This is a genomic window from Streptomyces sp. NPDC003635 (genome assembly GCF_053587635.1).
On the sequence record NZ_JBSFOK010000038.1, the window covers coordinates 42,074 to 55,318 of the forward strand.

Below are 13,245 nucleotides of genomic sequence, written 5' to 3' on the forward strand. Positions count from 1 at the left end.
CGTCGGACCACCACTCACGACGCCGCACACCCGGAAGCGAGCACCATGACCCTGACGACCACGCGCATCAGCTCGGACTGGCCCTGCCAGGTCAAGACGCCGGGCAGCTACGACTGGGAGCGCTCCGCGGCCAAGTGGCTGCGGGAACTGGTGCCGGCCCGCTACGCCAGTTACCCGGCGCTGATCCGTCACCCGGTCCTGCTCGCCCGGCACGCCCAGATCCAGGTCCAGCAGGAGATCCGCGTCGCCCGCACCGCCCTGCAGACCGCGCGGGCCGACCTGCCCGCCCTCGGCATGCCCGAGTCGGTCATCGAGCACACGATCAAGATGTACGCGGCCGAGGTCATGCAGCTCCAGCACATCGCGCGGAGCGTACGGGCGGTGTCCCTGGCACTGTCGGAGCGCCGCTGAGGGGCCCGTCGGCTCGATCCGTTGAGGCATCCGCTGAGGCACCTCCTCACGGCTCCCGCCGGAGGCACCGGCTCGCGGCTCCTGGCCGAGGCACCGCCTCGCGGCTCCCGCCCGAGGCACCGGCTCGCGGCTCCTGGCCGAGGCACCGGCTCGCAGCACCTCCTCGAGGTGCCTTCGCACCTGTCGCTTCGCCCGCGGCGCACGGCCGTGGTGCGATGGAACAGGGGGCGGAAGGAGAGCGATCATGCCCGCAGCGAAGCGAACGAGTGTCGCCGCCTCGGCGTCGGTCCGTCCGCTGGCCGAGCCGGACCTGGATCGGGCCGACGAGATCTTCAGGGTCGCCTTCGGGACCTTCCTCGGCATCCCTGAGCCGAAGACGTTCTTCGGTACCGCCGACTACGTCCGCACCCGCTGGGCGGCGGATCCGCACGCGGCCTTCGCGGCCGCCGTGGACGGCGAGGTGGTCGGATCGAACTTCGCCACCGACTGGGGCAGCGTCGGGTACTTCGGCCCGCTGACGGTACGTCCGGATCTGTGGGACCAGGGCATCGGCAGGCGCCTCATGGACCCGGTCATGGCCTGCTTCGACACCTGGGAGACCCGCCACCGCGGCCTGTTCACCTTCTCGCACAGCCCCAAGCACCTCGAGCTCTACCGCCGGTACGGCTTCTGGCCCCGCTTCCTCACAGCCATCATGAAGAAGCAGGTCACCGTCAGTGCCGCGGTCCCCGGCCGCGTGCTCTACGGCGAACTGACCGCCGCCGAGCGGCCCGAGGCACTGAGCCTCGGTCGCGCACTGACGGAGTCCGTGTACGAGGGTCTGAGCGTGGAGCGCGAGATCGTGGCCACCCAGGCGCAGGGGCTCGGTGACACCGTCCTCCTCGAGGGCGCCGACTCCGGCCTCGACGGTCTGGCCGTCTGTCACTGCGGAGCGGGGTCGGAGGCCGGTGAGGACGTGTGCTTCGTCAAGTTCGGCGCCGTACGCCCCGGCCCGGACGCCGGGGACCGGTTCGAACGACTGCTGAGCGCGTGCGAGCAGGTGGCCACCGAGAAGGGCCTGGGCCAACTCGACGCCGGAGTGAACCTGGCCCGCCAGGACGCCTACCGCCGCATGGCCGACCGCGGTTTCCGCACCTGGCTGCAAGGCGTGACCATGCACAAGCCGAACGAACCCGGCTACAGCCACCCGGACGCCTACGTGGTCGACGACTGGCGCTGAGTCCGCCGCCGGTGTCGGTCAGTCGTCGTGGCGGTGGCGCCAGTACCAGATCGCGCCCACGACGAGGGCCAGCAGAAACACGGCGGGCAGCACCAGGCCCGGAATGCGGGAGCCGGTCATCGGGGAGGGCCTTCGGGTCGAGCGGGCCGGGCGCCTGATGCGCGGGCCCCGGCATCAGGCTGGCAGCCCGTCGTGCGCGGCTCGCTCCGCTTTCCGCGCTTCTTGCCCGGCGTTCGAGGGGGCGGCCCTCGTCACCAGCCGCCGTTCGACGTCCGGGACTCCAGTGCGAGGCGGGTGTCGTTGCCGTAGACGCCGGTCTCGTCGCCTCGGATGCCGTACCAGAGCTGGAAGCGGGCAACCGCCTCGGTGAGTGCGGCGTCGTAGCGGCCGCTGGTGGAGCCGGCGACGTAGACGTCCGGGACGTTCAGGAGGCGTCGCTGCAGTTCGCTGACCTCGGGGCCGGTGTGTCCCTCCCGCAGGGTGCCGGGGCCGTCGGGGTCCGGGGCGGCCGAGGCAGTGGGGGTCGGGGCGACGGCCGCCGGAGGTGTGGGCGTGGGGCTTTCGGCCGCGGGGTCGTCCCTGGCGTCCGGCAGGACCAGGGCGCCGCCGAAGCCGATCAGGGCGGCCGCGGTCACGGCGAACGCGGCGGTGACCCGGGACAGAGTGCGGCGAGAGCGGTCGGCTCCTGCGGGATCGGTGGCGCCGTCAGGGACGGGGGGAAGTTCCTGGGTGTCGTCCTCCGCGCCGCGCGGCGGGGTGGGCAGGGGTACGGGCTCGTAGTCGGCGGATCCGTCCGTGTCGCCGGCCTCCCGTCCCGGCTCGCGGAACAGGTCGGCGAGAGCGTCGGTGCGGCGGGGGCGCAGAACGCGGGCCGGTTCGAGGGGTGGGCCGGTGTGCTCCACGTTTCGCTTCCTTCCGTCCCGTGGGCGGGGGCGACATCACTCCACCGAGTGATACGGGCTCGTCGCCCCCGGAGTTCACCCGCCCACACGCGACTGAACGATCAATACGCTCAATTCGGCCAGAGTTATTGAGCGTTTGATCGCTGCCGTGCTAGAAACCGCCGTCATGACGACTCGTTGGTCACGCCGCCGTCTTCTGACCGCGGGCACCGCAACCGCTCTCACCCTCACCCTCCCCACCCCCGTCACGGCCGTCGCCGCCGAGGCGGACGAGTTCGCGACCCTGCGCGCGAAGTGGCGCACGTTGATCCTCGGCGAGGGGTTCAGCCCCACCGCCGAACCCTTCAAGAGCCGGCTCACAGAACTGGGCACCACCGCCGGCCAGTTGCGGTCCGCCATGGCACCGGCCGCCGGATCACTGTGGCCGGACCTGGTGTACGCGGACCCCGAACCCGACACCGACCAGGAGTCGTACGGATACTCGGGCAATCTGAACGCGAGCTACAACCGCCTCAACACGCTCGCCCAGGCCTACTGCCAGCCCGGCACGGGACTGACCGGCGACAGCACGCTCAGGACAGCCATTCTGACCGGCCTCGATCACCTCCACTCCGAGGTCTACAACGAGAACCAGGCCCGCTACGGCAACTGGTACAGCTGGCAGATCGGCGCCCCGCAGGCACTGCTCGACGTGTGCGTGCTGATGTACGACTCGCTGACCGCCACCCGGCTCGCCGACTACTGCGCCGCCGTCGACCACTTCGTGCCCGACTCCGCCGTCGCCGACTACACCGGCACCAGCACCGGCGCCAACCGCGTCGACCTGTGCCGCGTGCTGGCGCTGCGCGGCATCGTCGGGGGCAGCGCCGCCAAGGTGGCCCTGGCCCGCGACGCCCTCTCCCCCGTCTTCCCGTATGTCAGGAACGGGGACGGGCTGTACACCGACGGATCGTTCATCCAGCACACCACCGTGCCGTACACCGGCTCCTACGGCTCAGTGATGCTCGGCGGCCTCGGCATGCTGTTCGCGCTGCTCGCCGGGTCGACCTGGGCGGTCACCGACGCCACTCGGCAGATCGTGTTCGACGCGGTCGAGAACGCCTGGGCCCCTTTCCTCTACAACGGCCTGGTCATGGACGGCGTTTCCGGGCGGGCGATCAGCCGAGGGCTCTCCGCCTCCGACGCCAAGCAGATCCAGCAGGACGATCACCTGCGCGGTCATCCGATCCTCGCCTCGATCGTCCTGCTCGGACAGGGCGCGAGCGCGGCGGAGAACACCCGCTGGCGCGGGCTGGTCAAGGGCTGGCTCCAGCGCGACTACTACAGCCCGCCGATGAGCAACCCCTCGCTCGGGCTGACGAACCTGGCCCGGCTCGAGTCGGTGCTGGACGACACCTCGGTCACCCCGATCGGCGAGCCGACCGGGCACCGGCTGTTCACCAACATGGCCCGGGCCACCCACCGCAGACCCGGCTGGGCGGCCTCGCTCAGCATGGCCGACCGCAGGATCACGTACTACGAGACCGGCAACGGCGAGAACCTCCGCGGCTGGCACACCGGCTCCGGAATGCTCTACTGGTGGGGCGACACCTTCGCCAACGGCCAGTACAGCGACGCTTTCTGGCCCACCGTCGACCCCTACCGGCTCCCCGGCACCACCGCCTCGCGCAAGGTGCTCGCGGACGCGGCCGGCGGCGACTGGGGCGCCTCACTGCCCGATGTGAACTGGGTCGGCGGCGCCACGGACGGTCAGCGAGCGGCGATCGGGCAGTACCTGAAGGGACTCCAGTCCACGCTGCTGGCGAAGAAGTCGTGGTTCTTCCTCGACGACACGGTCGTCTGCCTCGGCGCTGGCATCCGCTGCGCCGACGGGACGGCGGTGGAGACCACCGTCGAGAACCGCAACCTCGGCCCCACGGGCAGCGCGCCCTTCACGGTCGACGGCACCACCAGGCCGCTCGCCTATCCCTGGTCGGAGACGCTCACCGGCGCGAGCTGGGCGCACCTCGGCGGCCACGGCGGCTACGTCTTCCCCGGCGGGGCGACCGTCAAGGTGCTCCGCGAGGCCCGCGACGGCCGCTGGAGCGACATCAACAAGGGCGGCTCCACGGCCGTACTGAACCGCAAGTACCTGACGCTGTACGTCGACCACGGCACCGATCCGACCGCCGGCACCTACGCCTACCAGCTGATGCCGGGCGCGACGGCGGCGCAGACCCGGGCCCGGGCCGCCGCCACGGGCTGGCTGACCGTCCTCGCCAACACCAACGACCAGCAGGGCGTGGCCGTTGCCTCGCTCGGGTTCACCGGGGTCAACTTCTGGTTCGGCGGAACCGTGGGCGCTCTCGTCGCGAGCGACCCCTGCTGCGTGATGATCAACGAGAAAGGCGACGGCACCGCCGTGATCTGTGTCAGCGACCCGATGCGCATGCGGACGGGCCTGACCCTCACCTGGAACCGCCCGGTCACCGGCGTGACCTCGAAACCGGCCACCGTCACCTCGGCGACCACCGGTTCCTCGCTCAGGCTCACCTTCGGCGACCTGAGCACCACGGCCGGCGCCACCCAGCGGATCACCGTCAGGCTCGGCTGAACATCCCGTGCAGGGACGCCTTCATCGCCGAGACGAAGGCGTCCCGGCGCTCCTCGTCCAGCGCGTCCAGGGACAGGTACGGGTTGAGGTCCTCCAGTTCCACGAGCAGCAGTTCCCCGCCCGGGGCGCGGCAGGCGTCGACGCGCTGGACGCCGTGGCGGATGGTGTTCCAGTCGATGAAGCGGCGCGCGAACTCCAGGTCGGCGCCGGTGGGTTCGTACGGCTGGAGTTCCCAGCGCCGCTCCGGGTCGGGAGCGTGGAGGGCGTACTGGAAGTCGTGGTCGACGAAGTAGAAGGAGACCTCGTAGGCGAAGTCCACGCAGGGCTGCACGAGGACGCTTCCGTCAGCCGCCTCGCGGGCCCGGTCGGCGGGGACGATCCGCAGGCCTATCGAGTCCGCGCCGAGCTTGGGTTTGACGACGTACCGGTCGGCCACGGGCAGCCGGTCCACGTCCTCGGGCCGGTCGACGGTCGGGATGACCGGGAAGTCCTGCGCGGTCAGGTCGAGCAGGTACTGCTTGCCCGCCATGTCGGCCCGCCCGGTGAGCTCGTTGTAGACGAGCGCCCCGGTCGCGGCCGCATGGTCGCGGAACGCCTGGTACGCCTCCGGGTACTCGAGGACCGGCCCGCTGTTGCGGACCACGACGGCGTCGAAGCCGTCCATCAGCGCGACCGCGTCCCGCGGATGGCACAGGGCGAGATCGAAGTCCTCGCGGAGCCGGGCGGTGAGCCGGATGTCCTCGTCGCAGTAGCGGCGCCCGCGGGCCGGATAGGCGAGGTCGGTGACGTACAGCAGGCTGCGGCGGGCGGACGGCATACGGGCTCCTCGGGGCGGGCGGGAGGCGATCGTATGCGGGCCGCAGACCATCGAACAAACGTCGGGTTACGACGTCACGGTCCCGCCGTCGAGGTCACAGACCCGCCGCCCACAGCTCGCCCCTGCCGATTCCCGCCAGGCCGTGGCGCACCGTGCGGCGGGGGCCCGGTTCGATCGGGGTGTACGAGGGGACGGCGAGGACGCGGCAGCCCGCCGCCTCGGCGGCGGCGACGCCCGTCGGTGAGTCCTCGACCGCCAGGCAGGCCGCGGGGTCGACGCCGAGGGCCCGGGCGGCGGCGAGGTAGGGGTCGGCGGCGGGCTTGGTGCGCGGGGTCTCGCCCGCGGCGACCGTGGTGCGGAACCGGTCGGTGCCGAGCGTCTTGAGGACCGCGTCCACGACCGGCCGCGAGGACGCCGAGACCAGGGCGGCCGGGACGCCCAGCTCCCGCAGCAGGTCGAGCAGTCCGAGCGCGCCGGGCAGGGGGGCGGCCTCGCGTTGGACGGCCGCGAGGAAGCGCGCCTCCAGATCCGCGGCCAGGGCGTCCGGGTCCTCGGGCCGCAGAAGTGCCGCGGTGTCGGCGGCCGAGCGGCCGAGGGCCTGGAAGAGGTCCTCCTGCTCGATCGCGGGCGCGGCCTCGCGGACCGTGCGCAGCCACAGGGACTCGGTGTCGACGAGCGTGCCGTCCATGTCGAGGAGCACGGCGTGCGGGGCGGCGGCGAAGGGCGTCCCATCGAGCGTCCAGTGCCGGTCGGGGCGGCGGCCGAGCGCGGCGAACACCTGGGCGGCGACGTCGGCGTGGCGCAGGGGGCGGGTCGGCGCGCCGATTCCGGGACCCGCGGCGGCCAGCCACGCCGTGCGCTCCTCGGTCGTACGGCCGCCATGGCCGCCCGCGTCGACATGGCCGTGGTCGGTGACGACCAGGACGGTCCACGATTCCTCGGCGTACGACGGCCGGGAGCGGACCGCGTCCAGGAGCCGCCCGAGGCGGGCGTCGGCCCGGCGGATCGCGGCCTCGTACGCCTCGCCGCAGCCGAGGAAGTGCGCGGTCTCGTCGGGTGCGCCCAGATAGACGAAGGAGGCGGCGGTGTCGTCGGTGGGGTCTGCGAGGAGGCGTACGGCCGCCTCCGTGATCCGCTCGTCGCAGTGCTCCCACGCCTCGGGGGTGTCCTCGGCCGGCGAGACGTACGCGGATCGGGAGGGCGCGGCGAACAGGGGGCCGCCGGAGCGGGCCTGCATCAGGGGCTGCCAGCCGGCGGCGACGAAGGTGCGCCGCCCGTCCTGGACGGCGAGCCGGGTCGCGAAGTCGGGGAAGACGTCGAGGCGGTGGCCGGTGAAGTCGTTGCTCCACACGCCGTGCCGGGCGACCGTGACGCCGGTGACGACGGTCGCCCAGCACGGCCCCGACATGGTGGGCGTGTCCGCGTCCACCTCGACGGGCGCCAGGAACCCCTCGGCGGCGAGCGCGTCGAGGTGCGGGGTGGTCAGCCGGTTCAGGGAGTCGAGGCGTACGCCGTCGATGCCGACGACGAGGACGCGCTGGGCCGGGTCGGGCATGGGGGTCCTTTCCTGCGGAAGAGGTGCGCGCGGTCACGCCGAGCGGATCAGCTCGTCCGGGGCGACCTCGAACGCCAGGGGCAGGCCCTGGGCGTAGCGGGCGACCTCGTCGACGGCCCAGTCGGTCATCCGGCCGAGTTCGTTGCCGAGGGAGCCCGCGATGTGCGGGGTGAGCAGCACGTTGGGCAGCGTGTACAGGGGCGAGTCGGTCGGGGGGACGTCCGGTTCCGTGACGTCGAGGACGGCGTGGATCCGGCCGGTGAGCAGGTGGGCGGTGAGCGCGTCGGTGTCGACGAGGTCGCCGCGGGCGGTGTTGACGAGGGTGGCGCCGTCCTTGAGGAGGGCGAGGCGGCGGGCGTCGAACATGTGGTGGGTCTCGGGGAGTTGGGGCGCGTGGATCGACACCACGTCTCCGCGCCGGACCAGTTCGTCGAGGCCGGCCCGCTCCACACCGAGGGCCCGGGCCTCATGGGCGTCGACGTAGGGGTCGTAGAGGAGGACGTCGAAGTCGAAGGGTCGCAGCAGCTCGATGACCCGGCGGCCGATGCGGGAGGCGCCGACGACGCCGACGGTGCGGCGGTAGTTGCCGTGTCCGCTGTAGTACGGCAGCAGGTCGGGGCGGGTGCGGGTGTCGGCGTAGTCGCGGGCGGCGTCGAGGACCCGCTTGCCGGCGAAGAGGACGGCGGCGAGGGTGAACTCGGCGACGGGCAGGGCGTTCGCCGCGGCCGCGGAGGAGACCGTGATGCCGCGCCGCCAGACGGCGTCGGTGACGTGGTGCTTGACGGAACCCGCGGCGTGGACGACCGCGCGCAGCCGGGGCATCAGGCGCAGCGCGTCCTCGTCCAGCAGGGGGGCGCCCCAGTGGGTGAAGAGGACCTCGGCGGCGGCGAGTTCGCGCGGGTCGGCGGTGGCGAGGTCGCTGATCGCGGTCGTGGTGTCGACGCGGGCGACGGTGTGGAGACGGTCGAGGGCCGGCTCGGCGAGGAGCTGGCGGTGGATCTGGGCGCCCATGGCCAGGACCGTGTGCGGGCGGGGGGTGCTGTCCGAGGGATTCGGGGGGTCGAGGGGGTTCAGGGGGGTGCCTTCCGGTGCGGGCATCGTCACTTCACCGCACCGGCGGTCAGCCCGGAGCGCCAGAAGCGCTGGAGGCAGACGAAGGCGACGATGAGCGGGACGACGGCGACGAGGGAGCCCGTGATGACGAGGGAGTAGAACTCGGGCTGCTGCTGGGTGACGCTGTTCCACATGAACAGGCCCAGGTTGACCGGGTAGAGCTGTTCGTCGTTGAGCATCACCAGGGCGCCGAAGAAGTTGTTCCAGCTGGCGGTGAACGAGAACAGGAAGATGGTCATGAAGCCCGGCGCCAGCATGGGCAGGCCGATCCGGGTGAAGGTGCGCAGTTCGCCGGCGCCGTCGACGCGGGCGGCCTCCAGCACCTCGCCGGGGACGTAGCCCTCGGAGAAGACGCGGGCGAGGTAGACGCCGAAGGGGTTGACGAGGGCGGGCAGCAGCAGCGCCCAGTAGGTGTTGACGACGCCGGCCTTGGTGGCCAGCAGGTACATCGGCAGCTGGATGACCGTGGTGGGGACGAGGACGCCGCCGAGGACCAGGCCGAACAGCTTCTCCTTGCCGCGGAACTCGTACTTGTCGAAGGCGTAGCCGGTGGCGACGCACAGCAGGGTGGAGGCGGCGGAGCCGACGACGGAGTAGAGGATGCTGTTGCCGAACCAGCGCAGGTAGATGCCGTCGTTGAAGGTGAAGACGCGTTGGAGGTTGGCGAGGAGGTTGAAGTCGCCGAAGGAGAAGCCGGAGGTGGCGAAGAGGTCGCGGTGGTTCTTGGTGGCGGCGAAGAGCAGCCAGCTGACCGGCATCAGGGTGTAGAACGCGGCGACGATCAGCAGGCCGTTGACGAAGCCCTTGGAGAGCAGGGCGCCGGGGGCGCCGCGGCGGCGGGCGGCCGGGGCGGGCTCGGGCTCCTTCGAGGCGGGGCGCGCGGTGTCCTGGGTGAGGGTGCTCATCGGGTCGCCTTCCACCGGTTGCCGAGCCGGGTGACGAGGTAGGAGAGGGCGACACCCAGGGCGGCGAGCATCAGGGACGCGGCGGCGGCCAGGCCGTAGTCGTGCTGCACGAAACCCGCCTTCCAGATGTAGAGGGTCGGGGACCACTCGGTGTCGATCGAGGGTGCTCCCCGCTGGTTGAGGAGCTTGGGTTCGGTGAAGATCTGAATCGCGCCGACGCAGGTGAACAGAACGGTCATGACGACCGCGGAGGCGATCATCGGGACCTTGATCTGCAGGGCGGTGCGCAGGGCGCCCGCGCCGTCCACGACGGCCGCTTCGATCACTTCGCGCGGAACGGCCTGCAGGGCGGCGTAGAAGATGACCATGTTGTAGCCGGTCCACTGCCAGGCGGTCAGGTTGACCAGGGACATGAGCACGTGATCGCTGCGGTAGAAGTCCCAGGAGCCGCCGAGCGCGCCGATCCACTCGAGCACCGGGCTGAGACCGGGGGTGTACAGGTAGATCCAGATGATCGAAGCGATCAGTCCGGGGATCGCGTGCGGCAGGAACAGGGCGAGTTGGAAGAACCGCTTGGCGCGGGCGAGCGCGGAGTCCACCAGGAGGGCCAGGGCGAGCGAGCCGCCGACCATCACCGGGATGTAGAGGGCGCAGTAGAGCGCGATGTGCCCGAAAGAGGCGCGGAAGCCGGGGTCGGAGAGGGCTCTGGTGTAGTTGTCCAGGCCCGCGAACACCCGCTCGGTGCCGCCGAAGCCGAGTCCGGAGGAGCGTTCCTGGAACAGGCTCATCCACCCGGCGTAGACGATGGGGGCCGCCATCACGGCGGCGAACAGCACGAAGAACGGGCCGATGAACAGGGCGGCGGTACGGCGCTGACTGCGCCGCAGCCGCGAGGCGCCGGAGGACCGCGGCGCGGGTGCGCGTACGGCCGCGGGGCGCGCGACTGGGGCGGACGGTGCTGCCACAGGGGCTCCTAGGCGGGGTGGGACGGGCGAGGCGGGGGCGCGGGGAGGCGGGGGGCGAGCGGTCCCGGGCCGCCGGGGCTGTGGGGCGTCCCGGCGAGGGCCGACAGGTCGGGCGGCGCCCGTCAGGGTTCCCGCACAGGGCCCCGGGCCGGGCGGCGCGGATCGGAGTTGCCGGGTCACGCGCCCCGGGTCGGGCGGCGTGGGCTACTTCGCGAGCTTCAGGCCGCGTTCCGTGATGCCCGACTCGGCCTTCTCCTGGCCCGCCTCGACGCCCGCGGTGAAGTCGGACTTGGCGGTGCGGTCCTGGACGGCGGTGTAGACGTCCATCTGGTTCGGGCCCCAGGTCCAGCCGGGGACGATGGTGTCGGCCTGCTCGGAGGCGAGGGCGTAGAGGTCCTGGCCGTCGAGGTAGGCGGTGTCGAACTCCGCGGCGGCCACCTCGCGCATCTCGGGGTTGGCCGGCAGCGCGCTGCTGGGCGACTCCAGGTCGGCGAGCCGGGCCTGGACGCCGGCCTTGTCCGTGGTGAGCCAGGTGATGAACTCGGCGGCGGCCTCGGCGTGGTCGCTGCCCTTGAGGACGCCGTAGGAGGTGCCCCCGTAGTTGCCGCTGGCGGCGCTTCCCCAGTGGGGCATGGGCGCGGCGGCCCACTTGCCGGCCAGATCGGGCATGGCGGTCCTCATGCCGCCCGCGGACCAGGAGGCACCGAGGAAGGAGAGGGTCTTGCCGGAGGTGCGGGCCTTGGTCTCCTCGGGGCTGTAGCCGGTGTAGGACTGCACGAGGTCGTCCTCGATCAGGCCGTCCCAGTAGGCGGCGACCTTGTTCGTCGCGGCGTCGTTCACGGCGGGCTTCCAGGCGTCGCCCTCGACGGCGAACCACTTGGCGCCGGCCTGCCAGGACAGGGCGGCCAGCAGGGCGGGGTCGTTCTTCGGCATCGAGGCGAGGCGGACGCTCTTGTCCTGCTTCTTGACCTTCTCGGCGGCCGCCTTGAACTCGTCCCAGGTCGTGGGGACCTCGATGCCGAACTTCTCGAACAGGTCGGTGCGGTAGTAGTAGAGCTGCGGGGCCGCGTCGTAGGGGACGGTCCAGGTCTTCCCGCCGAAGGTCACCAGGTCCTGGACGGCCTGCGGGAACTTCGTCTTGACCGTTTCGCCCGCGTACTCGGTCAGATCGATCAGATGACCTTGGCTCGCGAACTCGGGGACCATCTGGTACTCGATCGTGGCCACGTCGGGCGCGTTGCCCGCCTTCACGGCGTTGGCGAGTTTGCTGTAGCCCTCGGTGCCGCTCGGTATCTCGGTGAGCTCGACCTTGATGTCCTGGTGCGTCCTGTTGAACGCCTCCACGGTCGACTTGGCGCCGAGCGTCCAGGTCCAGTACGTGAGCGTGACCGGCTTGCCGCCCGCGGCGGTGTCGGTCGAGTCGCCGTCGCCGCCGCAGGCGGTGGCGAGCATGCCGAGAGCGGCGACGGCGGCGAGGGTGGCGGTGGTGCGGAACGAACGTGAAGTGCGCGTCATGGCACGGCTCCTACGAGACCTCGTACGGGAAGAGGCGGTCGCAGGACATCTTTTGTGAGCGGACGATCGACGTCAAGAGCGTTCGACCAAGACAATCAAAACGATCGGACAGCGAAAGGAACGATCAGTCGGCGATCGGTTCGCCGCCGCAGGACGAGCGAACCCGCAGCACCGGAAGCAGATCGAGGTGCTGACCGGGACCCGGCCGCTGTCCGCCGCGGCGCTCGGCGAGCCGCTGGAGCAGCAGCTTGGCGGCGAGTTCACCGACCGAGCGCTTGGGCGGGGCGATGGCGGTGAGCGGTACGTCGGACAGGCCCGCGACCTCGTCGTCGTAGGCGATCAGCGCCAGGTCGTCGGGGACCCGCACGCCGGCCGCCTGGAGCCGCGGCACCAGCACGATCGCGTCCTCGTCGCTGTGCACCAGCGCCGCCGTGACGCCCCGCTTCTGCACGGCACCGACGAGGTGGTCGACGCTCGCCTCGTAGTCGCCGTGCTCGCGCACGGTCGGGGCGTCGATGTCGACGTCGAGGCCCAGGTCCCGCACGGCGGCCCGGAAGCCGACGGAGATCTGGTCGGCGTGCGGGCCCGCCTGGAGAACCGCGGTGATCTTGCGGTGACCGAGGGCGGCGAAGTGCCCGACGGCGACGGCGGCGCCGTGGGCCCGGTCGGTGCGGACCCGGTCCAGCACCGCGGCGGGATTGCCGGGCGGCGCCGAGCGCTCCACCAGGACCGCCGGGACGTCGTGGTCCAGCAGCCACTTCTCCTGGCCGCCCTCGGGCACGCCCCCGAACCAGCTGGGCGCGACGAGCAGCCCCTCCGCTCCCCCCGCGATGAGGTGCTCCGCCTGGACCGAGTCCTCGGCGTCCACATAACCGGAGACCCCGAGGACGAGCCGTCCACCCTGGGCGGCGACCGCCTCCCGGGCCCCGCGGACGATGTCGGCGAAGATGTAGTTGGTGGTCGGCACGATCATTCCGATCACCGCGCCCCCCGCGCCCCCCGCGCCCGCCGGGCGCTCGCGCGGTTCGGCCGCCGTCTCCTCCGGCCACACCACGGCGCCGTGCAGCCGCTGCACCCGGCCCTGGGCGGCCAGCGCCTCCACGTCCCGCCTCAAGGTGACCGCGGACACGCCGAGTTCGGCGGCGAGTTCGGCGACCCGGATGCTGCGCCGCTCGCGGACGAGTTCGAGCACGCGCTCGTGGCGCTGGTCGACATGGAGTCGCATCGGTTCCCCCTGGTCGGTGGCGTGT

The 13,245-nt window shown here is 71.9% G+C and carries 11 protein-coding genes; 3 read left to right on the forward strand and 8 right to left on the reverse strand.

What is annotated here, in order from left to right:
* Positions 1–45: 45 nt before the first annotated feature.
* A complete protein-coding gene (locus ACWDRW_RS29255) occupies positions 46–411 on the forward strand; it encodes a hypothetical protein (protein WP_451727837.1) in 366 nt (121 codons plus the stop codon).
* A 244-nt stretch (positions 412–655) separates the two neighbouring features.
* Positions 656–1,630: a GNAT family N-acetyltransferase gene (locus ACWDRW_RS29260; protein ID WP_451727840.1), complete on the forward strand. Its 975-nt coding sequence runs from the start codon at positions 656–658 to the stop codon at positions 1,628–1,630.
* A 251-nt stretch (positions 1,631–1,881) separates the two neighbouring features.
* Here the strand turns inward: ACWDRW_RS29260 and ACWDRW_RS29265 are convergent, their stop codons facing one another.
* Positions 1,882–2,532: a peptidoglycan-binding protein gene (locus ACWDRW_RS29265; protein ID WP_451727843.1), complete on the reverse strand. Its 651-nt coding sequence runs from the start codon at positions 2,530–2,532 to the stop codon at positions 1,882–1,884.
* Positions 2,533–2,698: 166 nt separating this feature from the next.
* Between ACWDRW_RS29265 and ACWDRW_RS29270 the strand changes: the two genes are divergently transcribed.
* Complete coding sequence (locus ACWDRW_RS29270; RefSeq protein ID WP_451727845.1) at positions 2,699–5,125, forward strand: polysaccharide lyase 8 family protein; 2,427 nt, start codon at positions 2,699–2,701, stop codon at positions 5,123–5,125.
* On the opposite strand, the gene ACWDRW_RS29275 is transcribed toward ACWDRW_RS29270, so the two are convergent.
* From ACWDRW_RS29275 to ACWDRW_RS29305, 7 genes are all read right to left on the reverse strand, one after another.
* Positions 5,112–5,942 (reverse strand): hypothetical protein, encoded by an 831-nt coding sequence (locus ACWDRW_RS29275; RefSeq protein ID WP_451727848.1) that lies wholly within the window; start codon positions 5,940–5,942, stop codon positions 5,112–5,114. The two genes, ACWDRW_RS29270 and ACWDRW_RS29275, sit on opposite strands and share 14 nt — an antisense overlap.
* A gap of 94 nt (positions 5,943–6,036) precedes the next feature.
* The gene (locus tag ACWDRW_RS29280) at positions 6,037–7,497 is read right to left on the reverse strand and encodes an HAD-IA family hydrolase (RefSeq protein WP_451727851.1); all 1,461 of its coding nucleotides are present in this window, start codon (positions 7,495–7,497) and stop codon (positions 6,037–6,039) included.
* A gap of 33 nt (positions 7,498–7,530) precedes the next feature.
* Entirely contained in the window at positions 7,531–8,595 is a 1,065-nt protein-coding gene (locus ACWDRW_RS29285) for a hydroxyacid dehydrogenase (RefSeq protein WP_451727854.1), read from the reverse strand.
* Positions 8,596–8,597: 2 nt separating this feature from the next.
* Positions 8,598–9,515 carry a carbohydrate ABC transporter permease gene (locus tag ACWDRW_RS29290; protein ID WP_451727855.1) on the reverse strand — a complete coding sequence of 306 codons (918 nt, stop codon included), beginning with the start codon at positions 9,513–9,515 and terminating at the stop codon, positions 8,598–8,600.
* Positions 9,512–10,480 carry a carbohydrate ABC transporter permease gene (locus ACWDRW_RS29295; protein WP_451727858.1) on the reverse strand — a complete coding sequence of 323 codons (969 nt, stop codon included), beginning with the start codon at positions 10,478–10,480 and terminating at the stop codon, positions 9,512–9,514. Before ACWDRW_RS29295 ends, ACWDRW_RS29290 begins: the two co-directional genes overlap by 4 nt.
* Positions 10,481–10,684: 204 nt before the next feature.
* Positions 10,685–11,995 carry an ABC transporter substrate-binding protein gene (locus tag ACWDRW_RS29300; RefSeq protein WP_451727860.1) on the reverse strand — a complete coding sequence of 437 codons (1,311 nt, stop codon included), beginning with the start codon at positions 11,993–11,995 and terminating at the stop codon, positions 10,685–10,687.
* 124 nt (positions 11,996–12,119) lie between these two features.
* On the reverse strand, positions 12,120–13,220 hold the full coding sequence (locus ACWDRW_RS29305) for a substrate-binding domain-containing protein (RefSeq protein ID WP_451727863.1): 1,101 nt from the start codon (positions 13,218–13,220) through the stop codon (positions 12,120–12,122).
* Between the last annotated feature and the right edge of the window lie 25 nt (positions 13,221–13,245).

Excerpts from the sequence above, each read along its gene's own strand:
- ACWDRW_RS29260 (WP_451727840.1), top strand. The coding sequence starts at position 656 with ATGCCCGCAGCGAAGCGAACGAGTGTCGCCGCCTCGGCGTCGGTCCGT.
- ACWDRW_RS29280 (WP_451727851.1), bottom strand. The coding sequence starts at position 7,497 with ATGCCCGACCCGGCCCAGCGCGTCCTCGTCGTCGGCATCGACGGCGTA.
- ACWDRW_RS29275 (WP_451727848.1), bottom strand. The coding sequence starts at position 5,942 with ATGCCGTCCGCCCGCCGCAGCCTGCTGTACGTCACCGACCTCGCCTAT.
- ACWDRW_RS29255 (WP_451727837.1), top strand. The coding sequence starts at position 46 with ATGACCCTGACGACCACGCGCATCAGCTCGGACTGGCCCTGCCAGGTC.
- ACWDRW_RS29305 (WP_451727863.1), bottom strand. The coding sequence starts at position 13,220 with ATGCGACTCCATGTCGACCAGCGCCACGAGCGCGTGCTCGAACTCGTC.
- ACWDRW_RS29285 (WP_451727854.1), bottom strand. The coding sequence starts at position 8,595 with ATGCCCGCACCGGAAGGCACCCCCCTGAACCCCCTCGACCCCCCGAAT.
- ACWDRW_RS29300 (WP_451727860.1), bottom strand. The coding sequence starts at position 11,995 with ATGACGCGCACTTCACGTTCGTTCCGCACCACCGCCACCCTCGCCGCC.
- ACWDRW_RS29290 (WP_451727855.1), bottom strand. The coding sequence starts at position 9,515 with ATGAGCACCCTCACCCAGGACACCGCGCGCCCCGCCTCGAAGGAGCCC.
- ACWDRW_RS29270 (WP_451727845.1), top strand. The coding sequence starts at position 2,699 with ATGACGACTCGTTGGTCACGCCGCCGTCTTCTGACCGCGGGCACCGCA.